General features: G+C 59.4%; 20 protein-coding genes. 12 read left to right on the plus strand and 8 right to left on the minus strand.

Annotation, left to right across the window (positions count from 1 at the left end):
* Window positions 1-110: 110 nt before the first annotated feature.
* The 4 genes from GM415_RS11140 to typA form a co-directional block, all read right to left on the minus strand.
* The gene (locus tag GM415_RS11140; RefSeq protein ID WP_158948166.1) at window positions 111-1,163 is read right to left on the minus strand and encodes an ABC transporter ATP-binding protein; all 1,053 of its coding nucleotides are present in this window, start codon (window positions 1,161-1,163) and stop codon (window positions 111-113) included.
* Window positions 1,160-1,954, minus strand: a complete 795-nt coding sequence (locus GM415_RS11145; RefSeq protein ID WP_242012233.1) for an ABC transporter permease — start codon at window positions 1,952-1,954, stop codon at window positions 1,160-1,162. Before GM415_RS11145 ends, GM415_RS11140 begins: the two co-directional genes overlap by 4 nt.
* A 34-nt stretch (window positions 1,955-1,988) precedes the next feature.
* A complete protein-coding gene (gene wtpA / locus GM415_RS11150; RefSeq protein ID WP_158948170.1) occupies window positions 1,989-2,969 on the minus strand; it encodes a tungstate ABC transporter substrate-binding protein WtpA in 981 nt (326 codons plus the stop codon).
* A 243-nt stretch (window positions 2,970-3,212) separates the two neighbouring features.
* Window positions 3,213-5,063 (minus strand): translational GTPase TypA, encoded by a 1,851-nt coding sequence (typA, locus tag GM415_RS11155; protein WP_158948172.1) that lies wholly within the window; start codon window positions 5,061-5,063, stop codon window positions 3,213-3,215.
* A gap of 175 nt (window positions 5,064-5,238) precedes the next feature.
* Between typA and GM415_RS11160 the strand changes: the two genes are divergently transcribed.
* Entirely contained in the window at window positions 5,239-6,474 is a 1,236-nt protein-coding gene (locus GM415_RS11160; RefSeq protein ID WP_158948174.1) for an aromatic amino acid transport family protein, read from the plus strand.
* A gap of 2 nt (window positions 6,475-6,476) precedes the next feature.
* Complete coding sequence (gene aspA / locus GM415_RS11165) at window positions 6,477-7,877, plus strand: aspartate ammonia-lyase (protein ID WP_199244290.1); 1,401 nt, start codon at window positions 6,477-6,479, stop codon at window positions 7,875-7,877.
* Window positions 7,878-7,880: 3 nt separating this feature from the next.
* Here aspA and GM415_RS11170 read toward each other — a convergent pair whose 3' ends face one another.
* On the minus strand, window positions 7,881-8,666 hold the full coding sequence (locus GM415_RS11170; protein WP_158948176.1) for a substrate-binding periplasmic protein: 786 nt from the start codon (window positions 8,664-8,666) through the stop codon (window positions 7,881-7,883).
* 247 nt (window positions 8,667-8,913) lie between these two features.
* On the opposite strand from GM415_RS11170, the gene GM415_RS11175 reads away from it, so the two are divergent.
* Window positions 8,914-9,657: a septal ring lytic transglycosylase RlpA family protein gene (locus GM415_RS11175; RefSeq protein WP_158948178.1), complete on the plus strand. Its 744-nt coding sequence runs from the start codon at window positions 8,914-8,916 to the stop codon at window positions 9,655-9,657.
* A 307-nt stretch (window positions 9,658-9,964) separates the two neighbouring features.
* Here GM415_RS11175 and GM415_RS11180 read toward each other — a convergent pair whose 3' ends face one another.
* Window positions 9,965-10,402 (minus strand): glycine zipper domain-containing protein, encoded by a 438-nt coding sequence (locus tag GM415_RS11180; protein WP_158948180.1) that lies wholly within the window; start codon window positions 10,400-10,402, stop codon window positions 9,965-9,967.
* A 194-nt stretch (window positions 10,403-10,596) separates the two neighbouring features.
* Here GM415_RS11180 and GM415_RS11185 point away from each other — a divergent pair, with 194 nt between their 5' ends.
* From GM415_RS11185 to GM415_RS11210, 6 genes are all read left to right on the plus strand, one after another.
* Window positions 10,597-13,230, plus strand: coding sequence for a hybrid sensor histidine kinase/response regulator (locus GM415_RS11185; protein WP_242012234.1), 2,634 nt, complete (start codon window positions 10,597-10,599; stop codon window positions 13,228-13,230).
* 20 nt (window positions 13,231-13,250) lie between these two features.
* The gene (locus tag GM415_RS11190) at window positions 13,251-14,693 is read left to right on the plus strand and encodes a sigma-54-dependent transcriptional regulator (protein ID WP_158948182.1); all 1,443 of its coding nucleotides are present in this window, start codon (window positions 13,251-13,253) and stop codon (window positions 14,691-14,693) included.
* Between the two features lie 183 nt (window positions 14,694-14,876).
* Window positions 14,877-15,149: an HU family DNA-binding protein gene (locus tag GM415_RS11195; protein WP_158948184.1), complete on the plus strand. Its 273-nt coding sequence runs from the start codon at window positions 14,877-14,879 to the stop codon at window positions 15,147-15,149.
* A 132-nt stretch (window positions 15,150-15,281) separates the two neighbouring features.
* Complete coding sequence (locus GM415_RS11200) at window positions 15,282-15,866, plus strand: hypothetical protein (RefSeq protein WP_158948186.1); 585 nt, start codon at window positions 15,282-15,284, stop codon at window positions 15,864-15,866.
* A gap of 11 nt (window positions 15,867-15,877) precedes the next feature.
* Window positions 15,878-16,435: a DNA-3-methyladenine glycosylase I gene (locus tag GM415_RS11205; RefSeq protein ID WP_158948188.1), complete on the plus strand. Its 558-nt coding sequence runs from the start codon at window positions 15,878-15,880 to the stop codon at window positions 16,433-16,435.
* Between the two features lie 81 nt (window positions 16,436-16,516).
* Window positions 16,517-17,026 (plus strand): hypothetical protein, encoded by a 510-nt coding sequence (locus tag GM415_RS11210; protein ID WP_158948190.1) that lies wholly within the window; start codon window positions 16,517-16,519, stop codon window positions 17,024-17,026.
* A 74-nt stretch (window positions 17,027-17,100) separates the two neighbouring features.
* Here GM415_RS11210 and GM415_RS11215 read toward each other — a convergent pair whose 3' ends face one another.
* Together GM415_RS11215 and GM415_RS11220 are read right to left on the minus strand one after the other, a co-directional pair.
* Window positions 17,101-17,502 (minus strand): Hpt domain-containing protein, encoded by a 402-nt coding sequence (locus tag GM415_RS11215; RefSeq protein WP_158948192.1) that lies wholly within the window; start codon window positions 17,500-17,502, stop codon window positions 17,101-17,103.
* A gap of 11 nt (window positions 17,503-17,513) precedes the next feature.
* Complete coding sequence (locus tag GM415_RS11220; RefSeq protein ID WP_158948194.1) at window positions 17,514-18,455, minus strand: chemotaxis protein; 942 nt, start codon at window positions 18,453-18,455, stop codon at window positions 17,514-17,516.
* A gap of 222 nt (window positions 18,456-18,677) precedes the next feature.
* On the opposite strand from GM415_RS11220, the gene GM415_RS11225 reads away from it, so the two are divergent.
* From GM415_RS11225 to GM415_RS11235, 3 genes are all read left to right on the plus strand, one after another.
* Window positions 18,678-21,632, plus strand: a complete 2,955-nt coding sequence (locus tag GM415_RS11225; RefSeq protein WP_158948196.1) for an NAD-glutamate dehydrogenase domain-containing protein — start codon at window positions 18,678-18,680, stop codon at window positions 21,630-21,632.
* A gap of 103 nt (window positions 21,633-21,735) precedes the next feature.
* Window positions 21,736-22,251, plus strand: coding sequence for a thiol peroxidase (gene tpx / locus GM415_RS11230; protein ID WP_158948198.1), 516 nt, complete (start codon window positions 21,736-21,738; stop codon window positions 22,249-22,251).
* A gap of 413 nt (window positions 22,252-22,664) precedes the next feature.
* Window positions 22,665-23,021, plus strand: a complete 357-nt coding sequence (locus GM415_RS11235; RefSeq protein ID WP_158948200.1) for an ArsR/SmtB family transcription factor — start codon at window positions 22,665-22,667, stop codon at window positions 23,019-23,021.
* The last annotated feature ends 66 nt before the right edge of the window (window positions 23,022-23,087 follow it).

Consider the following 23,087-nt stretch of genomic DNA (forward strand, 5'->3'; position numbering starts at 1 on the left):
GCCTCCTTTGGATCGTATAGCCTACGACGTTGGCAGATCGGGCTGAATTGTCAAGGGAATGCTACGGGATTGATCCCATGGAAGTTGGAAAGGGAACTTTTGGGGTAGTCCTATCGTGTCTCGGGCATGTGGTGGAGGTGATGGCGTGCGAAGCCCAGGGCCACGCGCGAACCGGTCTCCAGTCCACGGTTGAGGACCATATGCCGGTCGACCATTGCGGTGAAGTGCTCTCCGCCGCTGACAATGGTCGCAGTCCAGGTGAATCCTTCCCGTTCAAGACGCTCCACCTCACCTTGCAGCACGCACCAGCCAGAGGGGAAGTCGGCCTCGGCTCCCACGATGATGTCTTCGGGCCGCAGGGCGGCGTAGCCCGCGTCCCAGTCCGGCAGGGCGGGCAGCCTCTCGAAACGGGTTGCCGCGAACGTGCAGCCGTCGCCTGCGTATATGGCGGGAAAGACGTTGGTCATGCCCACGAAGGAGGCCACGAACGGGGTTGCCGGGCGGCGGAATATGTTGGTCACTTCATCTTGCTGATGGAGTTTGCCGTCCTTGATGACCGCGGCGCGTTCGGCCAGCACCATGGCGTCGGTGAAGTCGTGTGTGACCATCAGGAAAGTGGTGTCCGTGGTACGGTGGACGTCCCGCAGGGTATGGCGCAGCTCGCCCCGGAACTGCGGGTCCAGGGAGGAGAGAGGCTCGTCCAGAAGGATCACGTCCGGGCGGCAGGCCAGGGCTCGGGCCAGTGCGGTGCGTTGCTTCTCTCCGCCGCTGAGGCGCGCGGGCTTGCGGTTTTCCACGCGCGAGAGACCGAGGGTGTCAAGCAGGGCGCGGGCCTCACGCCGACCTTCTTCCTTGTTTATGCCGTGGTATCGTTGGCCGTACATCACGTTTTGCAGCACGGTCAGGTGCGGGAACAGGGCGTGGTCCTGGTAAACAAGGGCGACCTTGCGGCCTTCGGGCGGGAGGGACGTGACATCGCGTCCGCCTATCTCCACACTGCCGCCGTCGAGTTTGGTCAGTCCGGCCACGGTTTCCAATACCAGCGTCTTGCCCGAGCCGGTGGAACCCATAAGGGCGAAAAATTCGCCGGGCCGCACGTGCAGGGTGACGTGATCCAGGATAAAGCCGGGCAATTCCATGTACAGGTCGGTCAGGCGGATCATCGTTCCTTGGCTCCCGGGGTGGAAAGGGTCCGCAGCAGCAGGAAGAACAGCATGCTGACCACGATGAGGATGACGGCCACCGGCTGGGAGTACTTGAGCCCGTAAGCCGTAAAGCGCTCGTACATAAGCACCGGGGCGACCATGGGGTGGTAGGCCACGATGATGATGGCCCCGAATTCGCTGATGGCGCGGGCCATGCACATGATCATGCCGACCAGCATGTAGCGCCAGCACAGGGGCAGGGTGACACGGAAAAAGGTGGCCGCCGGGCCGGCGCCCAGGGAGCGCGAGACGTTTTCCAGGCGGCGGGGCGTGGCTTCGATGCCGGATTTGGCCGTGTTGACGTAGAATGGCATGCCCACGAAGACGAGCACGGCCACAATGCCGGTGGTCGTACCCATGATTTCGACGCCGAGGGATTGGAGAAAGGCTCCGAACACGGTGTTCGGGCTGGTCAGGCTGAGCAGGGCGATGCCCACCACCGGGTGGGGGATCATGATGGGCAGGTCCACCAGGCTCTCGACGATCTTTTTGCCGGGAAATTCATGACGGGCCAGGAAGTAGGCCAGGGGCGTGCCGAAAGCGAAGGCAATGCCAGCGGCCATGGCCGAGGTGGACATGGAGAGCCAGACCGACTTGAGGACCTCGGGGTCGGCCAGGGTCTCCACGAACACGTCCCACTTGGGGCCGGTGATGGTGAAGGCCAGCGGCAGGCCGATGAATATGAGCACCAGCGCCGCCGATGCCGTCATCCACCCCTGGAAGACGAGACCGGGGAGGGATGCAAGCACCCCTCCCCTTCCTGTTGCATTGTCAGGCATTTATCTACTCGGAAACGGTGACCAGAGGCTTGATGGCCTCGGGCAGCTTCTCCATGCCTTCCGCGCTGGTGCGCACGGGTACGAACGGAGGCTGGCCCATGTCCTTGAGAATCTTGAGGCCGCCTTCGGGCGAGAAGAGGTAAGCCAGGAAGGCGTCGGCCGCTTCCGGGTTGGGGGCCTTGTCGATCTTGGTGATACCGTAGGTGATGGACTTGCCGACACGCTCGATGAAGGTGCCGGGCTTCTTGCCGGTGACCTGGACGCGGGCGGCCTTGTAGTACGGAGTCATGGAGTAGTCGCCCAGGTTCAGGTGCTTGTCCAGGGTGACGTACTTGAGGCCGTGCTGCACGGCGACGGACAGGTATTCCCAGGCGTAGTCCATGTGGCCGGACTGGAGCAGGGAGATGAGCTCAACGGACTTGGGCCGGACGTTTTTTTCAGGACGGTTGGCCAGAAAATGCTCGTAGAGGCCGGGCTTTTCATAGAACTTTTCGGCCAGTTGCAGGACCATCAGCGAGCGGTAGCCGCAGGGGTCCAGGTTCGGGTCGGAGTGGCCCCAGACAACACCCTTGGTCAGCAGGATGTCGGCCCAGTTGTCGCTGTTGATCTTGTCGGCGAACTTGGACTTGTCCGTGTAGCAGAGCACCATCTGGTTGGAGGCGAAGCGGATGTTCCAGGAGGCGAACTTGGGGATGAGGTTCTTGTCGATGACCACGTAGTCGGCGGAGGCCATGATGTCGGCGGGCTTGCCGACCTCGGAGATCATCCGGGCCATCTTGGTGGAGCCGCCCGCTTCGCGCAGGACGTCCACTTTGGGATACATGGCTTCAAAATTCTTTTCGATCTGGGCAAAGGGGACGGACAGACTTCCGGCGTGGAAAATGATCAGCTTGCCGGACGGTTCAGCCGAGGCGTTGCCGGCGGCCAGCATGAGCGGGACGGCCAGGAACAGGACGGCGATGAACCGGGTGAAGTGTTTGGACATGATACAATCTCCTTGAGCTTTTGGTGGGTGAAAGCAATAGGTTTGGAGTATGTCGCACGCAGTGACATAATGTGTCAATTGGTTTGATAATTCAGCCCTATAGAGTCTGAATTTGGGTCAAAATGACCGTGCTTTCAGGAAATGGCCGGAAGGGTTTGCATCGAAGGTATTGTTGTCATGGCCATAAAAAAAGGACTGCGGCCATGGCCGCAGTCCTTTTATCCTACAGAAGTGTAGTTTTTGCTAGGCGTTCTGTTTCGCCTTTTTCTTCTTGCCTTCCTCGCGGTGGCGCACCAGGGCGGAGAGCTCGATCTTGCGCAGGCGCACGGACTGGGGAGTCACTTCGACCTGTTCGTCGTCCTTGATGAAGTTCAGGGCGAACTCCAGGGTCATGGGCTTGACCGGGGTCAGGATGACGGCCTCGTCCTTGCCGGAGGCGCGCATGTTGGTCAGCTTCTTTTCCTTGGATGGGTTGATGTTGATGTCGTTGTCGCGGTTGTGCTCGCCAACGATCATCCCTTCGTAGATGGCGTCGCCGGGCACGATGAACATGCGGCCGCGCGGCTCCAGGTTGAAGATGCCGTAGGCAACGCCCTTGCCCGCGCGGTCGGCCACCAGAGAGCCGGTGTAGCGGGAGGAGAACTCGCCCCGGAATTCGCCGTAGCCTTCCAGGTAGGAGTTCATGATGCCGGTGCCCTTGGTGTCGGTCAGGAATTCGTCGCGGTAGCCGATGAGGGAGCGGGAGGGGACGGAGAACTCCAGGCGGACACGGCCGGTGCCGTGGTTGACCATGTTGGTCATGCGGCCCTTGCGGGTCTGGATCTTCTCGGTGACGATGCCCATGAAGTCCTCGTCGCAGTCCACGAAGAGGTGTTCGATGGGCTCCAGCTTCTTGCCAGCCTCATCGTACTTGAAGATGACCTCGGGGCGGCCGACGGAAAGCTCAAAGCCCTCGCGGCGCATCTGCTCTACCAGAATGGCCATCTGGAACTCGCCGCGTCCCTTGACCAGGAATGCATCGCGGCTCTCGGTGTCCTCCACCTGGATGGCCACGTTGAGCAGGGTCTCCTTGAGGAGGCGCTCGCGGATCTTGTTGGACTGGACGTGGGTGCCTTCCTTGCCCGCCAGGGGAGAGGTGTTGATGCCGAAGCGCATGGACACGGTGGGCTCGTCCACGGTGATGCGGGGCAGGGCCTTGGGCGCTTCCTTGTTGCAGATGGTGTCGCCGATCTTGACGTCCTCGATGCCAGCGACGACCACGATGTCACCGGGCTGGCATGTCTCGGTGGGCACCACCTGGAGGCCGTCGTAGGTCTGGAGCTTGGTCACCTTGAGCGGGACTTCGCGGCCGCCGTCTGCCAGGCACAGGAGCTGGTCATTGGACTTGGCCGAGCCGTGGTGGACCTTGCCGATGGCGAGGCGGCCCAGGTAGTCGGAGTAGGAAAGATCGGACACGAGCATCTGGAACGGCTCGTTTTCGTCGTAGGAGGGACCGGGCACCTTGTCCACGACCATGTCGAGGAGGATATGCAGGTTCTCGCCGCGTTCCTCGGGGGACTCCATGGCGATGCCGTCGCGGCCGATGGCGTAGAGCAGGGGGAAGTCGAGCTGTTCCTCGGAGGCGTCGAGATCGATGAAGAGGTCGTAAATTTCGTCCAGCACTTCGTCGGGCCGGGCGTCCTGGCGGTCGACCTTGTTGATGACGACCATCAGGGCCAGCCCCTGCTCCAGCGCCTTCTTGAGCACGAAGCGGGTCTGGGGCAGCGGCCCCTCGGATGCGTCAACCAGCAGGATGGCGCCGTCGGCCATGGACAGGGACCGCTCCACCTCGCCACCGAAGTCGGCGTGGCCGGGAGTGTCGATGATGTTGATCTTCACGTCCTTCCAGCTGACGGAACAGTTCTTGGCCGCGATGGTGATGCCGCGTTCGCGTTCCAGATCCATGGAATCCATGATCCGGTCGTCCACTTCCTGTCCCTCGCGGAACAGGCCGGACTGCTTGAACATGGCGTCAACCAGGGTGGTCTTGCCGTGGTCGACGTGGGCGATGATAGCGATATTGCGCAGTTTGTCGTTGGTTGTCTTGGTGCTCATGGAGTCTCCGATAATATGTAATGGGCGCAGGTGCGCAGGGAAGCGGTTAACCGAAAGCGCGACGCGACGCAAGCAGAGAATGCGTGACGCCGCAGGTTCCCGTTCAAATCCGGGTAAAATTGGTGTAGTTTGGCGTTTCGCGTTACTTTTCCCCGTTCCACCTCCGGAGGCTCCCATGACCCAATCCCCATCTGCCGGGAAAATCTTCACCACCGCTCTAATCGTTACAGGAAATATGGTCGGCGCAGGCATCCTGGCTCTGCCCATCAATCTCGGCCCGGCCGGGCTGCTGCCCGCCGTGGGCGGCGCGCTGGCCGTCTGGGCGCTCATGACCACGACCGGTCTGGTTATCGCCCGGCAGCCGTTTCTGGCACAGAACCGCGACGCCGACCTGCCCACCTTTTTCGAGGCCGTGCTCGGCCCTGCGGGAAAGTGGATCAGCGTGGCCGCCAACCTAGTTATCCTCTACGGCCTGCTCACCGCCTATCTTGCCGGGGTCGCCTCGGTGGCGGTCAATTCCCTGGATGTGGCCCTGCCCGAGTGGGCCGTGCTGCTCATCTATTTCTGTCCGGCCACACTGCTGGCTTCTTTCGGCGAGATGGTCCTTCGGCGGGGCAACGCCCTGCTTATGACGCTCATGTGGCTGCTCTTCGGCACACTGCTGTTGCTGGTCATTCCCCACTTCAAGGGCGGCGATCCCATGGCCATGGATATGACCTTCTTCACCTCGGGTCTGCCGATCCTGGTGGTGGCCTTCAATTTCCACAACGTGGTGCCGACCCTGTGCCGGTCTCTGGGGCATGATCGCAGGGCCATCACCAAGGCCATCTGGCTCGGCTCAGGTCTGGGCATGGCCATGACCGTGGCCTGGACCGTGGCCGTCATGGCGACCCTGCCTATGGAGGCGGCGAACGGGGTGGACATCCTGACCGCGTTCAAGCTCAACCAGCCCGCCACGGTGCCCCTGGACAAGCTGATCAACTCCACGGTCTTCGTAGACGCGTCCATCGCCTTCGCCGTGGTCGCCATGTCCACCTCCTACATCGCCACCGGCGTGGCCCTGATGAGTTTCCTCAAGGACGTGACGAAGGATACTGTGCGCAGCCCTGCGGTCCGCTGGGTCATGGCCTTCCTGCCGCCCCTGGCCGTGGGCGCGGTCTATCCGGACATCTTTCTCAAGGCCCTCAACGTGGTCGGCGGCCTGGGCGTGGGTACCCTGTTCGGCATCCTGCCCGGCCTGCTTCTGGTCAGGCAGGGTGCGCCCGGCTCCCGGATGCGCCTGGCGGGCTGGTGTGTCATCGCCTTTTTCACCCTGGTCCTGATTGTGGAAGTGGGACAGGAGGCGGGCATGTTGCGCATCAGTCCCGACGTGGAGTACTGGACCGCCATTCGAAACCAATACGGGAGATGATCATGGAATATCGCACGGAGCATGACAGCCTCGGTGAGGTCGAGGTCCCGGCAGAGGCCTACTACGGAGTGCAGACCCTGCGAGCCAGGGAAAACTTTCACATCACGGGCGTGCCCATGTCCCATTATCCGCGCCTGATCGAGGCCCTGGCCTACGTGAAGCTGGCCGCGGCCGAAGCCAACGCATCACTGGGCATGTTGGACGAGGACAGGAGCCGGGCCATCTGCCGCGCCTGCGAGGAACTGATCTCGGGCAAATTGCACGATCAGTTCGTTGTGGACGTCGTTCAGGGCGGGGCGGGTACCTCGGCCAACATGAACGCCAACGAAGTGGTTTGCAATCGGGCCCTGGAGCTGATGGGGCGCCCCAAGGGAGACTATGAGCACCTGCACCCCCTCAATCATGTGAACATGTCCCAGTCCACCAATGATGTCTTTCCTTCGGCCCTGAACATCGCCTTGATCCTGGAGTTGCGCGAACTGATGGAGGCCATGCGCCATCTGCAACACGCCTTTGCCCGCAAGGGGGATGAGTTCGCCGACGTGCTCAAGATGGGGCGCACCCAGTTGCAGGACGCCGTCCCCATGACTTTGGGGCAGGAATTCACTGCCTGGGCCGTAACCGTGGGCGAGGACATCCAGCGCGTGGACGAGGCCGAGGACCTGGTCTACGAGATCAATATGGGGGCAACGGCCATCGGCACGGGGCTCAACTCGCACCCGGATTATGCACGGACCGTGACCGAAAAGCTTGTGGAGATCACCACCCTCAATTTGAAGCAGTCCCCTGATCTGGTGGAAGCCACCCAGGACACCGGAGTCTATGTCCAGCTTTCGGGTGTGCTCAAGCGGGTGGCCGTGAAGCTTTCCAAGATATGCAACGACCTGCGCCTGCTCTCCAGCGGGCCCCGGTGCGGGATCAACGAGATCAACCTGCCGCCCATGCAGCCCGGTTCGTCGATCATGCCGGGTAAGGTCAACCCGGTCATCCCCGAGGTGGTCAACCAGGTGGCCTTCGCCGTCATCGGTCATGATGTGACCATTTCAATGGCATCTGAAGCGGGGCAGCTTGAGCTCAACGTCATGGAGCCGGTCATCGGCTACTCCCTGTTCCAGTCCATCAACATGCTCAGGCGGGCCTGCCTTACTCTGGCGGACAAGTGCGTGAGCGGAATCACGGCCAACCGCGAGCGGTGCCGTGAGCTGGTGGAGCATTCCATTGGCCTGGTCACCGCGCTCAATCCGTACATCGGGTACGAGAAGTCTGCCGAGATCGCCAAGGAAGCCATGCGAACCGGCGGCTCCGTGTATGCCATCGTGTTGGAGAAAGGGTACCTTACCCGGGAGCAGTTGGACGAGATTCTCAAGCCGGAGAACATGGTCCGGCCCCGATACACGAAGTGACGCCTACCGATATTGCTCCAGGATGGCCTTGAGGCTGCCGTCCTTGCGCATGGTTTCGAATTCGCGATCGAAGGTCTTGATGAATTCCCGGCAATCCCACGTCTTGGTGAAGGCAAAGCGGTAGGGCGCCGTGTGGATCGGCTTCTCGCTGAAGCGGAAATCGTCTTTGCCTAGGTCGTCGTTGTTCCTGATGATCCATTCGGCCACGATCTTGTTGGCCACAGCCACATCCACGTGCCCCCGCTGGAGCATGCGCATGAGGGATTCCGTGGAGTTGGCGTTGCGCCGCAGGATGCTGCCGTCCCGGAAGCGATCCTCCAGTGTGGGATAGGTGTAGCCGAGGATGGTGCCGACGTTCAGGCCGGTCATGGCGTTGGGGGTGGTGAAGAGTCTCCATTCCTTACGGAACAGGATGTAGTCTGAACTGGAGGTGACCGGAGTGGTCCAGCGGAAGCTCTCGGGGTCGTCGACCCACTCCATGGCCTTGGGGAGGGCGTCCACCGTTCCCTCCCTCAACTGCATGAGCGCCCGTTTTTCCGGAAGATGAACCAAGGTCAACTCGCGTCCGTCCCGTCGGGTCACCTCACGCATGATGTCGATCATGATTCCGCGGTCCCCGCCCTGGTTGTCCGCAGGGATGACATAGGGAGGCCATCCGGTCTGGGGGACCGCCAGGATTATCTTCTCCTTTTCGGCAAAGGCGCTCAGCGCGCCCGGACCGAACAGCGCGCTCCAGAATAACGGGAGCAGCATGAAGGGCAGGAGGCGGAAGAAGGGCTTGGTGAACATGTGAGTAGTCGTTTACAAGTTTAAAACGTCAATAATATAGGTAATCCGGTGGTGTTAGTCCACTATATTTTGATAAATGGACGGTGACGTCATGGGGACATTGCCTTTTGCCCGGCCATTCAGTATATTTCTAGAGAATTTCGAGAGGGTCTTGCGGATTTTCCTCGAAGCGGATCGCCGGCCGGGATGGGTCTGTGTTTCGCGGCGGTTCCAGTTACGCCCAACAATCCGCACGGTGGAGGGTACCATGCGCCGCATCCTGGCTTTGTTCGCTGTTTCGGTCCTGCTGGCCATGACCGGGTGCGCCTCCCACGTCCCTTCCTCCCCGCCATCGGGCGGGAAGATCTCTGCTCCCCGGACCTATGATCCCAAGACCAAGCCGTACACCGTCCTCGGCAGGACGTATTATCCGCTCCAGAGCGCGGCAGGATACGACGAGGTAGGCCTGGCCTCCTGGTATGGGTCGGATTTTCACGGCAACAAGACGGCAGACGGTCGGACATACAACATGTACGGCATTTCCGCAGCCCACAAGACCCTGCCTCTCGGGACGCGCGTCAGGGTGACCAACCTTGAGAACGACCGTTCGGTAGAGCTGACCATAAATGACAGGGGCCCGTTCGTCCGAGGCCGTATTCTGGATCTGTCCTATGGCGCGGCCAAGCGGCTGGGCACGGTGGAGCGGGGCGTGGCCAAGGTCAGGATTACCGCTCTCGGCGCGGCACCGGGCGCGAAACGGGTGCAGGTGGTCAAGAGTGCCATCAAATACTACCATGTCCGGGTGGGGGCGTTTGCCGTTCGGGACAACGCCGAACGCACACACCGCAGGCTGGTGGCAGCGGGCTACACGGGCGCGGTCATCAACACCGTGAATCGCGACGGCCAGATTCTTCATATCGTACAGGCGGGCAGCTTCGTCAGCCGCGACAAGGCCGAGGCGGTCCAGCTCCGGTTGAAGTCGCAGTTCCCGACCTGCTACATCGTCAGCTAGCTTTCACCTCCCGGGCTTCGGGGAGGCGCTTGTCTCTGGGGATCATTCCGGGAAGAGCTAGGCCTTTTCCTTTTTTGCTCACCGTTTGTCTGTAGGTAGCCCGTCAGTGCCAAAGCCTTTCGTCGGGTGGCGCTGTTGTCTTAGCTCAGGGCGTTGAGGTCTCGTCTGCTGTTGAAGCGGAAAAGACGCCGCCCACTGCGTATTGCGATACGCAAGGGTGCCGTCTTTTCGCAGCATGCCTGGGGTATAAGATCTCGTAAGCTCGGAAACTCGCTAACGATTCACTTAACGAAGCGGCTGTCCGTGTCTACTGCTTCAGGTGCCAGACGCCCTTGTCGTCGCGCCAGGCCTTGGCCATGACTTCGCGGCCGTCCTTGTCCTTGATGATCACGTCACGGTAGACCTTGCTTTCGGAGACATAGGGGTGGCCGGGAGTGGCGGCGTAGGCTTCGCCGGTATCCGGGTTGGTCCAGGAAGTGGTCTGGCCGGACTTGTTGTGCTCCATGGAGTACTGGAGTTTCTGTTCATCGGACTTGTCCCACTCGTTGCCCACGATATAGCCCATGAGCACGCCGACTCCGGCGCCTACGGCTGCGCCGAGGAGCTTGTCCTTGAAGGTGAGCGCGCCGATGGTGGCACCGGCGAGGCCGCCGACAGTGGCGCCTTGTTGGGCCTTGTTGGCAGCGCAACCGAAACCCGCCACCAAAAAGCAGGCGAGGATAAGAGGGGTAATGTAACGTTTCATGACGTACCTTCCTTGTTTGAGTGTCATTCGAACCATAGCGCACTCTCGACTTTGTTGTACAGCCCGTTCACTGAAATTGCACAAAAAAATGAACTGAAGGCGAGGTTGGTGAGGGAGATTGCGGTCCGCCTTTTGCATATTGCGAAAATGGCGTATTTACGTAATGGACGCGAGAGTGAAACCAAGAGACTCCTATGAAAAGCATGCGAAATATACTGATTATCCTGGCGCTTATTCTGCTGTTGCCCATGACGGCCCGGGCGGAGAAGGCCAAGAAGACCGTTTTGTACATCAACTCCTACCATCACGGGTACCGGTGGTCCGATGCCATCCTCGAGGGAATCAGGTCGGTCTTCGACGACTGTGATTTCAAGATAGATCTCCAGGTGGAATATATGGACACCAAGCGGTTCAGCTACGAGGAAGTGGCGGACATGCTTCTGCGCCTCTACCGGGAGAAATACCGCAACGAGGACTTCGATATCGTCATGGTTTCGGACAATGACGCTTTCCGTTTTGCCATGGAGCATCGGGACACGCTCTTTCCCGGTGTCCCCCTGGTGTTCTGCGGCGTCAACGATTTTGATGAAAAAGCCTTGAACTCAGGGAACATAACCGGGGTGATCGAGAACTTCGATCTTGGGCAAACCCTGGACGTGGCACTCAAACTCCATCCGGACAAGCGACGTATGGTGGTCGTGGGCGACGACTCCACCGCAGCCGTGGCCATTCGGCACCAGGTCGAGGCCAAGGTGCCCGAGTACAAGGGGCGCCTGACCGTGGAGTATTGGACGCACCTGACCCTGCAGCAGGTCCTGGACAGACTGCAGACACTGGACCAGGACACCTTTCTCTTCTTCATCCCCTTCTATCAGGTCATCGGGGGGCGCTACTACACGGCGGAAGAGGTCATGGAGGCCATCTACGAGCGGTCCACCGTGCCCATATACACGGCGTGGGAGTTTCTGCTGGGGCACGGCGCACTGGGCGGCGGCCTGATCTCCGGTTTCATGAACGGCGAGAAAGGGGCCGAGATGGCCCTGCGTATCCTCAAGGGGGATAAGGCCGACTCCATCCCCGTCTACCGCAAGCCCATCGGGAATTATGAATTCGATTATAACGTCCTGTCCCGGCTCAACATTCACGAGAAGCAACTGCCTCCCGGCAGCCGGATCATCAACGCGCCAGACCCTTTTTACGAGCTGCCCAAGGAACTCTTCTGGACCATCATCATCAGCCTAGTGATCCTCGTCGTGGTCATGTTCTTCCTGACAGTGACGATGATTGAGCGCAGGAAGGTGGAGCGGAAGATCAAGGATCAGCTCGCGTTCCAGGAGACCCTCATGGACACCGTGCCTCATCTGGTGTCGTGGAAGGACGTCAACGGCAGGTATCTCGGCATCAACCGACCCTATGCCGAGTTCTTCGGGTATGAAGATCCCCACAAGGTCGTGGGCAAATCGGCCCGCGAAGTCATGCGTGACCGCAATCACGTGGAATGGGCGGTGGAGGCCGACCGGGCGGTGATCAGCCAGCGCGACGTGTTCCGCAAGGTTCGTCGAAAATTGCCGGACGCCGATGGCAGTATGGCCTGGCTCGAGATCAACAAGGTGCCCATCCGGGACCAGGCCGGCAACGTGGTCGGCGTGCTCAGTACGGCGGAGAACGTGACCAAGGAGTTGAACCTTGAGAAACAGTTGCTCCAGTCCCAGAAACTGGAAGCTATCGGCACGCTTGCTGGTGGGATTGCCCATGATTTCAATAACATCCTGACATCCATCATCAACTCCACCGAGTTGGCCGTGGGTGATGTCGATCCTGATTCCGTGACCGCCAATGACATGCGCCGGGTGCTGAAGGCGGCCCGACGCGGCGGCCGGGTGGTCAAGCAGATCCTGGCCTTCAGTCGTCCGTCCACGGAAGGGTTTACCTCCACGGACGTGGGCGCGGTGGTGTCTGAAGTCCTCGGTCTGCTGGAGGCCTCCATGCCGGGCAACATCAAGGTTCGTTCCACCATTGCAGGCGGGCTGGCCCGGGTTCAGGCCGATCCCACCCAACTGCACCAGGTGGTCATGAATCTGTGCACCAACGCCTTCCACGCTCTGCGCGAGACCGGAGGCACTATCGGCATGCGGGTGGACCAGGCCCTTCTGGACGATGAGGCCGCAGGTATGCTCGGGTTGATCCCCGGCGACTACGTGCGACTGAGCATCGAGGACGACGGCCCGGGCATTCCCCAGGACATCGTGGACAAGATTTTCGATCCGTTCTTTTCAACCAAGGACAAGACCGAAGGCACCGGGCTGGGGTTGGCCGTGGTCCACGGCATCGTCCGGTCCCACCGGGGCGGCCTCAGGGTTCTCGGTCGGGAGGGCGGCGGAACGGTCTTCGAGGTGTACCTGCCGAGGGGTGACGAAGCAGAGGAGGAGCATGGCGGCAACGGCCCGAAAGGCCGGCGGGGCTGGGCGCACATTCTTTTTGTGGAGGACGATGAGGATCAGCTTTTGACTACGCCGCGCCTGCTGGAGAACATGGGATATCGGGTCACGGCCCTGCGCGAGCCGGAAGAGGCGCTCATTCGGGCCAAGGCCACGCCGCGCCTTTTCGACCTGCTCATCACGGACTACGACATGCCCGGCATGAGCGGAGCTCAACTGGCGCGGCAGGTGTCCGAGTTCCTGCCGGACCTGCCGGTAATCCTGGTTTCCGGCCGCGAGGACGCGGCCACTGCCGCCTCGCACTTGCCCAATGTCCGTCAGGTGGTTATCAAACCCTACGACAAAGACTACCTTTCGGGCGCCATCGAGAGCGTCCTTGAAGTCGAATAGCGGGCCTTCAGGGGGGCAATGTGGCTCAAATACTGGTCATAGACGACGATTTTGAAGTTTGCGAAACAATGGAAAGCCTGATCTCCAGGCTGACCCATCAGAGCGACTCGGCTCATACTCTGGAGGAGGGCCTCCGGCTGGCGCGCGCCAAGGATTACGACGTGATATTCCTTGATGTCAGGCTGCCCGACGGCAACTCCCTGGACATCCTGCCGGAGATTATGGCCCTGCCGCAGCCGCCAGAGGTGATCATTCTCACGGGCAAGGGCGATCCGGACGGCGCAGAGGTGGCCATCGAGGGCGGTGCGTGGGACTACCTGCTCAAACCCTCCAGCGTTCGCGAGATTTCCCTGACGCTGGGGCGCGCCTTGAAATACCATGAGGAAAAGGTCGGCAAGATCAAGGGCAACGGCCTGGATCGAAGCAACGTGGTGGGCTCGAGTCCGTCCATCAAGGCGAGCCTGGAACTCATGTCACAGGCCGCCCGGTCCGATTCCAACGTGCTGATCACCGGCCAGACCGGGACCGGCAAGGAGTTGTTCGCCTCAACCATCCACGCCAATTCCAAGCGCAAGTCCGGCCAGTTCGTGGTGGTGGATTGCGCCGGATTGACGGAATCCCTTGTGGAATCGACGCTTTTCGGCCACCGCAAAGGGGCTTTCACCGGAGCCCAGACCGACCGCACCGGGCTGGTCAAGGTGGCTGACGGCGGCACGCTCTTTCTGGACGAGGTCGGCGAGATGCCGCTTTCCCTGCAGAAGTCCTTTTTACGGGTGCTTCAGGAGCATACCTTCCGGCCCGTGGGCGACACCCGAGAGCAGACCAGCGATTTCAGGCTCATAGCGGCTACCAACAGAGACCTGGACGAGATGGTGGAGCAGGGCACCTTCCGTTCCGATCTGCTTTTCCGGATCAAGACGATGCGCATTCACCTGGCCCCGCTCAGTCAGCGCAGTGAGGACATTCGCGACCTGGCCCGTTTCAAGGTGGCCCGGCTCTGCGAGCAGTACGGCATGGGCGGCAAAGCCTTTGGGTCGGATTTCTTCACGACTCTGGAGAGCCATTCTTGGCCTGGCAATGTTCGGGAATTATTCAATATTCTCGAGAGAGCCGTGGTCGCCTCCGGTGACGAGAAGACGCTCTACGCCATGCATTTGCCGCGTACCCTGCGTATCCAGGTGGCCAAGTCCCAGATCAAGCGCATGACCGGAACCGAGGTCCTGGAGGAGGGCGACTGCCCGGCGGAGTCCGTGGGTGTCCGAAAAATCGGACAGGAGATTTTCGAAGATATCTTTGATGAGGAGCTGCCCTCACTGCGCGAGTTCAAGGGCGTTGCGGAAAAGGTCTATCTGGGGGAGTTGATTCGCCAATGTGAAGGCGATCTGCCTAGAATTCTCAAGGCCTCCAAGCTTTCCCGGTCCCATTTTTACTCGTTGCTCAAGAAATACGGCTTGTCATTGTAAGGGGGCATTGGGAGAGTGGGCGAAAAAGTCGTCCTACCGGCCGGGAGCGGGCAGAAAATTGAGGATTTTTGTTGCAGACGCTATTTTTTGACTTCCCCTCATTTGCGCTAGCGTGTAAAGGGAGGAAATACTTTCGCGTTCAATTGTTGATAAACCCATCTGATAAAACGTAGGAGAGACAGAATGACCAAAGCAGAACTCGTTGCCAAAATTGCCGAGAAAAACGGCACTTCCAAAGCCCAGGCCGAAGCTTCCATGAATGCCATTCTCGATATCATCACGGATGAGCTGGCCGCTGGCAACAAGCTGACCCTTACCGGCTTCGGCACCTTCAGCGTGTCCGAGCGCAAGGCTCGCACCGGCCGCAACCCCCGCACTGGCGCCGAGATCAAGATCCCGGCCACCAAGGTTGCCCAGTTCAAGCCCGGCAAGGTTCTGAAAGAAGCTGTCAAATAGTTTCCGTCCGCATGGACATAGAAAAGACCCCGCCTCATTTCGGCGGGGTCTTTTTTTATTCGTCTGTTGTGAGGACCTGCAACACCGTGCTATTCTTGCATCAAATCTGGAAACAAGCGCCGGGGAGGCATGATGAGTCAGTTGACGCTGCTGTTGGAGAAGATGGGGGAGCTGGAAGAGGAGTTGACACGGGAGTTGGCCCGAAAGCAGGAAAAGTGGCGTTTCACCATCGAGCGCAAGAAGGTCCGTTTCAGCGAAGAGGTCAGGGCGCGGCACCGCGAACTGTTGTCCAAATTTTCGGACTATGTCTATGATTCCGGATTCTTCATTGTCCTTACCGTGCCCGTTATCTGGGCGGCGCTGGTCCCCGTTCTGTTTCTCGACGCGGTTGTCTGCGTCTACCAGCTTGTCTGTTTTCCGGTATACGGCATCCCGCGCGTCAAACGGAGCGACTACGTGGTCATGGATCGCCACTCGCTTCAGTACCTCAACTGGCTGGAGAAGCTTAATTGTGCTTATTGCGGCTATTTCAACGGGCTCATGAGCTTTGTCCGTGAGGTAGCGGCCCGCACCGAGCAGTATTGGTGTCCGGTCCGGCACGCCCGTCCGGTGAAGTCGGTCCACAGTCGCTACAAGACCTTTTTCGACTACGGCGACGCCCAGGGCTACCGCGATGGATTGGCCCGCGTCAGGCGTGAATATGACGACGTGCGCTAGGGGGTGAACTCATGGCTGACGCACCAAGATCCTATTGTGAGTATGTCGCGGGTCTCGAAAGGGACAACCTGCACCGCATCTATCACGACACGGCCTACGGCTTTCCGCTGGACGATGACAACGCCCTGTTTGAGCGGCTCATCCTGGAGATAAACCAGGCCGGGCTGAGTTGGGACCTCATGCTCAGGAAGCAGGAGAATTTTCGTGCGGCGTATGACGGTTTCGACATTGCCGCCGTGGCCGCTTACGGCGAGGCGGAGCGGGAGCGACTTCTGAATGACGCAGGAATCGTCCGCAACCGGCTCAAGGTCGGCGCGGCTATCCACAACGCAAACGTCATCCTGGGACTGCAACGGGAGCACTGCTCCTTCAAGGCCTGGCTGGATCAATGCCATCCGCTGTCCAAGGCGGACTGGACCAAGTTGTTCAAGAAGACCTTCAAGTTTACCGGTGGCGAGATCGTGGGCGAGTTCCTGATGAGCTGTGGCTACCTGCCTGGTGCGCACGTCGAGGACTGTCCTGTGCATGCGGAGATTTTAGAACTGGAGCCGCCGTGGACGCGCAAATAGGCGCAAGCGGAAGGAATTCGCTCTTTCGTTGTCTCCAGCCGAAAAATACGCTACTCCTCGCCGACAAATGGAGAAAACAGTATGGATGAAAATGTCATAGCCGATCTGAAGCTCGCTTTTGCCTGCGACCTCTACGAAACCGTCAAGGCCGCCCGGAAGAACCGGGACGAGAGTGTATTCCGTCACACCATGGCCGACGAAGACGGACAGATGGTCTTTGCCTCGGTTTTTCCCAAGAAGGACGTTCTGGAGATCCCCGACCTGACCGGGGAGTTCGCTTCCAGGCTCAAGACGTTCAACCTCCTGGGCGTGATCACGGACGGCAAGAGCGGTCTGGATGTGTTCTACCTGGGCGGCCTGAACAAGCCGTTCACTTCGCTCACCGATGCCAGAGACATCGACGGCATATTGGAGGAGGAGGCCCTGGCCGCCTTCCTGCAACTCTATTTCAAGGTCAAGGGTGTCATGATCGACATCTCCCGAATGAACCATGAGGAGTTTCTCCAGGCCGTGGAGAGCGAGGTCTTCAAAAACACTTCGTTCGCCGAGATGCAGGAGATAGGCGCGCTGCTCGACGAGTTTGAGCAGTAGGTCGGAAAATGAAACGATTAAAGGGGACGTCCTGGCGGGCGTCCCCTTTTTTTGCGGTAAAATCGGGTCGGGCGTCAGCCCCCGGCTTCTTCCAGGGTCCGTTTCACGGCCATGTCCAGCATGGCCGTGTGCAGGCGGATGGAGATGGATTCGCTCTGTTCCACGTTTTCCACCAGTTCGCGTAGCTTGTCCACGGCCTCCAGACTGGCTGTGACCACCATCTCGCTTGGCTCCAACGTGCATTGGCGAATGCGCTCAAGCACATTCTCCAGATCATGGGAAAGCTTCTCTATGGTGAAGAGCTCGAGCAGGTTGGCCCCGGCTTTGACCGAGTGGGCGTCGCGAAAGATGGAATTGACCAGTCGAGTGTCGCACTCCCGACGTTGTTCCAGCGTCAGGAGGCCTGATTCGATGGAGTCCAGTCTTTCCAAGGTTTCCTCGAGGTAGATCTCGAGGACGTCGTCACGTTGAGTCAAACGAAATATCCTTATATTCGACCATGAATCAGCTTCATGGCTTCCTCCGGAATGGTGTGCAGGTCGGGCTTGGTTATCTGCAGGTCTGCACCCACGGAGTCACCCTTGTGCTTGAGTTCCTTGGTGATGATGGAAGAGTACAGGATGACCGGGAGCTTTTGCAAGACCGGATCTTCCTTGATGTTCTTGGTAAGGCTGAAGCCATCCATGAGCGGCATCTCAATGTCGGAGACCACGAGGTCGACGTATTCGGTGATGTCCTTGCCCTCCGCTTCGGCCTGTGCCTTCAGGGCGAAGATCTTCTGGTAGGCTTCGTTGCCGTTGTTGGTGATTATGGGCTTGAATCCTGCATCGGCCAAGCTCTTTTCCACCATCATGCGGATTGTGGCGGAGTCGTCGGCCACCAGAATTTTGTATTCCCTGTCCGTCATGGGCACGTCGTTGCTTTCGGGCTGGGGGTCAATCTGCGTCAGGATGGTTTCCAGGTCGAGAAGCTGGATGAACCGCTCGCCCTTGTCGACCAGGCCGACGATGGCGTCCGTGGATTGGGAGATGACGCTGGTGGGCGGGATCACCTCGCCCCATCCCACGCGGTGAATTTCGGTGACGCCGGAGACCAGGAACCCGGTCACCGTCTTGGAGAATTCCGTAACAATGACGATGTCGCGCTCGGTCTTGGGCATGTTCAGTTCAAGCCAGACCGACAGGTCCAGCACGGGCAGGATCAGGTCGCGCAGGGGGATGGTTCCCATGAACGAGGGATGGGGGGCTGATTCCGGCGGTTCGAGGTTGGGCGTTTCGATGACCTGCATGACCTTGGCCACGTTGATGCCGAAATAGTTCTTGACCTCCTCGCCGTTGTCCAAGACCTCGACGATATAAAATTCAAGAATTTCAAGCTCGTTTGTGCCTGTTTCCAGCAGTATGCCGGTGTCGATTGCGCTCTTGCTCACGATGTTTCCCCCGTTGCTCGTTTCCCGTTGGTATAAAGGATGTTTCTTGAAGTATCTATATCCCGCCCCCCTCTTTGTGTCCACGATATTGGGTTGTATGCCGTAAATTTATAATGCCTCCGATGTGTTCCGCAACTTCGGGACGCGGTCCTTGACTCTCCCGGCAAGGCCATGCACAAGGAAATCATGGGAACTGCCGCAATGATCTAACCGGAGAACGCGATGCACGAAACGGATATGCCCAACCCATCGGAAATTCAAAAGAAAGTTGCAAACAGGCTAGAAAAGTCCGCCGAAGAACTCATTCCGTGGTTCTTGAGCGAGATGCCGGAATACTATTTCCGGACTCACGGGGAGGAGGAACAGGTCCAGCACATCATGGCTCTGGTCTCCGGCATGGTCCGCACCGAGAAACAGTCCATGGTGCTCCATTCGCCCTGCGGCACCATGGTTACCCACATTACGCCAGGCGGCGATATGCGGGCCCTGGCGGGCGTTCTTGCCAAGTACCGGGACAAGGACATTCAGATAGCCCGCATCTACTCCAGCAGGGATGACTCCATCAGGCTGGACACGCTTATTTTCGGCCCCAAGGCCAGGTGCTCCGCCGGGGCGGACCTTGATCGGGCTCTGGCCATGGCCCGCGGTGGAGCCGTTGAGGTCGGGGCGAGCGAGGTCGAGGCGTTCGAGCGATTCCTGTCGCAGGCAACCGAGGATTACATAGAGAAATTCGACCCCGACAGGGCGGTACGCCATTTTCGCGCATGCAATTGCGTGGAGCATCGCGAGCGTGTGTTCGTCGAACTGGAAAAGGACGTTCATCCCGGTTTTGATCGCGTCTCCGTGGCCATGTCCAATCCTCCGCGCAAAGGGCTGCTCCTTCGCGTGGTCAACGTCTTCGCCCGTGAGGACATTCCTGTTGACCGCGCCTATTCCGACGAGTTCGAACCGGACGGAAAGCCGTCTATGGTTGTCATGAGCTTCTATCTGGATCGCTCCCGCATTGATCTTGAAGCCGATTCGGAGCAGTGGCGCCGCCTGGAGCGGCAACTGCGGCTGACCAAGTGGTTCGCCTTCCACGGTCTGGAGGCTCTGGCCGAGGAAGAAGGATGGGAACTGGGCCAGGTCATGCTCATGCAGGCGGCGGGCGAGTTCGCCCATCAGTTCCTCATTCGTGAGAATATGCACGCCTACACCTCCAGCCGGATCACCTACGCCCTGCTCAAGCACCGGGACATCGCCGAATTGCTCATGAAGTACTTCAACGCCCGGCTCAACCCGGATTTCCGGGGCGACAGGGAGCGCGCGCGGGTGGAGGCCCGTCGGGCCGTTCGGGAGGCCCTGCGCCAGGTGGACAGCGCGGTCAATCGGCGCATCCTCACCTACATTTACCGATTCATCCGTTTCACCCTTCGGACAAACTACTATCTCCCGGACAAGCTTGGCCTGAGTTTCCGGCTCGACCCGCTCATTCTCGCACCCATGCCCAGGAGCCAGCGGCCCTTCGGCATCTACTGCTTTCACGGCCCGTATTCCTTCGCCTTCCAGGTCCGCTACCGCGACACGGCCAGGGGCGGAGTGCGTGTGGTACGCACCTGGTCCCAGGATCATTTCGAGGTGGAGTCCAACCGTCTCTTCGACGAGGTGACCAAGCTCGCTTCGGCCCAGCAGTTCAAGAACAAGGATATCCCCGAGGGCGGCTCCAAGGCCGTCATCCTCCTCGGCCCCGAGGCGGACGTGGACCTGGCGGTCAAGTCCATGATCGACTCCTTCCTCGACCTGCTGGTCGTGCCCGAGGGAGCGGAGGGATATGTCCAGCCCGGCATCGTGGACTACCTGAACCGCGAGGAGCTGATCTATCTGGGGCCGGACGAGAACATCACCCCGTCCCACATCGAATGGATTGCGGAGCGGGCTCTCATGCGGGGCTACAAGCGGCCGAGCGCCTTCATGTCCTCCAAGCCGGGAGCGGGCATTGCCCACAAGGAATACGGTGTGACCAGCGAAGGCGTCATAGTCTTTGCCGAGGAGTTGCTCAGGACGCTGGGCATCGACCCCCGCAGCGAGCCGTTTACGGTCAAACTCACGGGCGGTCCCGCCGGGGATGTGGCCTCCAATGTGATGAAAATTCTCATTCGCGAGTACGGCGACAATGCCCGTATCGTTGCCATGAGCGACGGCCATGGCGCGGTGCACGATCCAGACGGCATGGATCATGGAGAGCTGCTCCGGCTCATTCGGGGCGGGTTGCGGACTCACAACTTCGACAAGGCCCTGTTGCGGGGAGAGGGGGCCATCGCCGTGTCCACGGAGGACCCGGACGGCGTCCGCGTCCGCAATGAACTGCACAACACCGTGGTGGCGGACCTGTTCATCCCTTCGGGGGGAAGACCCGACACCATCAACATGTCCAACTGGAAGAAGTTCCTGCAGAAGGGCGGCGAACCGTCAGCACGGGGCGTGGTCGAGGGCGCCAATATCTTTATCTCCGCTGACGCTCGGGCCGAGCTGGAAAAGGCGGGGGTCCTGGTCATCCCCGGTCCTTCGGCCAACAAGACCGGAGTGATTTGCTCGTCCTACGAGATCCTGGCAGGGCTGATCCTGAGCGAAGCCGAGTTCCTGGAGATCAAGGGAGACTATGTGACCCAGCTTCTGGCCATCCTGCGCAGCCGGGCACGGAGTGAGGCCAAGGTGCTCATGCACGAGTACAAGTTGGCCGGTGGCATACGCACCATCACCGAGCTCTCCTACGAGTTGTCGGAATCCATCAACGCCCTGGGCGACCGGGTGGCCGCAGTGCTGGAGGAGAGTGTGGACAAGGTGGAGGATGATCCCAGGCTGTGCGACGTGCTGCTCGCCTATTGCCCGGATGTTCTGGTAGAGAGATATCGTGAGCGGATCATTGCGGACCTGCCGCGACGTCACCAGCTCGCCCTGATCGCCGCCTCGGTGGCCGCCCGGATGCATTACCACGAAGGGATGGGGTGGGCTAATCGGTTGCTGACGATCAGGGATGTCCCGTCCGTCATCTTCAACTACCTTGAAGAGGAAAAGGAGATGGCCGCTATTCTTGCTGAAATACGGGGAAGTGAATTGGAGAATAAAGAAAATTTGCTTGAAATACTGTATTTTGCAGGAAGGAAGTATCTCACGCTGCATCGGCTCGGATTGACCTGATCATGGGCGTGTTTTTGTTTTGGAAAAAAGTGATTGAAAAAGATTCTCAAATTAACTAGGATTCATTCCTGATAAGAAGCCAACCCATTAAGGAGTAATAGACATGACTGAACGCACCGGAGCCGCTACTTTTCAAGGCAATCCCCTGACCCTGGTCGGTCCTGAAATCAAAGTGGGCGATGCCGCCCCTGACTTTGCCCTGGCCGCCAATGACCTTTCTCCCGCCACCCTTGCCGACTATGCCGGAAAAGTCCTGGTTATCGCCGCTGTCCCTTCCCTGGACACCCCGGTCTGCGACATGGAAACCCGCCGGTTCAACACCGAGGCCGCAGCCCTTGGCAACGCGGTCAAGATTCTGACCGTGTCCATGGACCTGCCTTTCGCCCAGGCCCGCTGGTGCGGGGCCGCCGGAGTAGAGGCGGTCCAAACTCTGTCCGATCACAAGGACGCTTCCTTCGGCGAAGGGTGGGGCACCCTGATCAAGGAGCTTCGCCTGCTCACCCGCGCCGTGTTCGTCGTGGGCAAGGACGGCAAGGTAGCCTATGTGCAGTACCTTTCCGAGATTACGGAAGAACCCGATTATGACGCCGCACTTGAAGCCGTCCGCAGTCTGATCTAGCGGGCGTAAACGACGTTTCAGGCCGTCCCGTATGAACGGGGCGGCCTTATGACAGCCGGGAGATCCCGGTTGCTCCTATGCCGCTAAGGTTGATGTTGCGGATAGGGAGTACGCTCCGGACTTGTCCTTTTGCGCTTTGCATTTGAACTTCTTCCGGCAGCTGACTGGAATGGTTCGGCCTGCATTCGGAGCTTGCCTCGCATAAGCGGGGCATTTTTTTGTCTTATGGCATTGAGAGGCTGTTTGGTGTGGGGTGGGGAAGGAATTCCAGACTTGGCAAGTTTAGAAAATATCTATCTGTAATAGTTGTATTTATATTTTTATTTTGACTCCCGTCCCAGGGGTGAGTCTTGACAGTCATATGACTAAAGGGTACATAAGTAAAAAATGTGCAACTACTCATGTGAGGTATCATGGCCAACCTAGCTTGCAGTGACACTGCAAAACATACCGAAAACGTTTCCATGGTCAGGAGCGGCATGCTCTCCGAGCGGGAATTCCTGTTCATGGCCGAGCTGTTCAAGGCGTTGGGGGATTATACCCGCGTCCGGATTCTGTATGCGCTTTCCATCCATGAGCTGTGCGTGTGCGCTTTGGCCGAGGTGCTGGATATGTCCCAGTCCGCCATTTCCCACCAACTCCGGCTGCTGCGCGCGGCCAAGCTGGTGCGCTATCGCAAGGAAGGCAAGAACGTTTTTTACGCCCTTGATGACGACCACGTGCGTAACCTGGTCACCCAGGGGCTGGAGCATATTCACGAGGAGGGCTAGGCCCCTCCTTTTTTTTGGAGAATTGTGTGAATACATACTCAGTTATGACGACAATCAAAAGAGTGC

Source organism: Pseudodesulfovibrio cashew, assembly GCF_009762795.1.
Classification (GTDB): Bacteria; Desulfobacterota; Desulfovibrionia; order Desulfovibrionales; family Desulfovibrionaceae; genus Pseudodesulfovibrio; species Pseudodesulfovibrio cashew.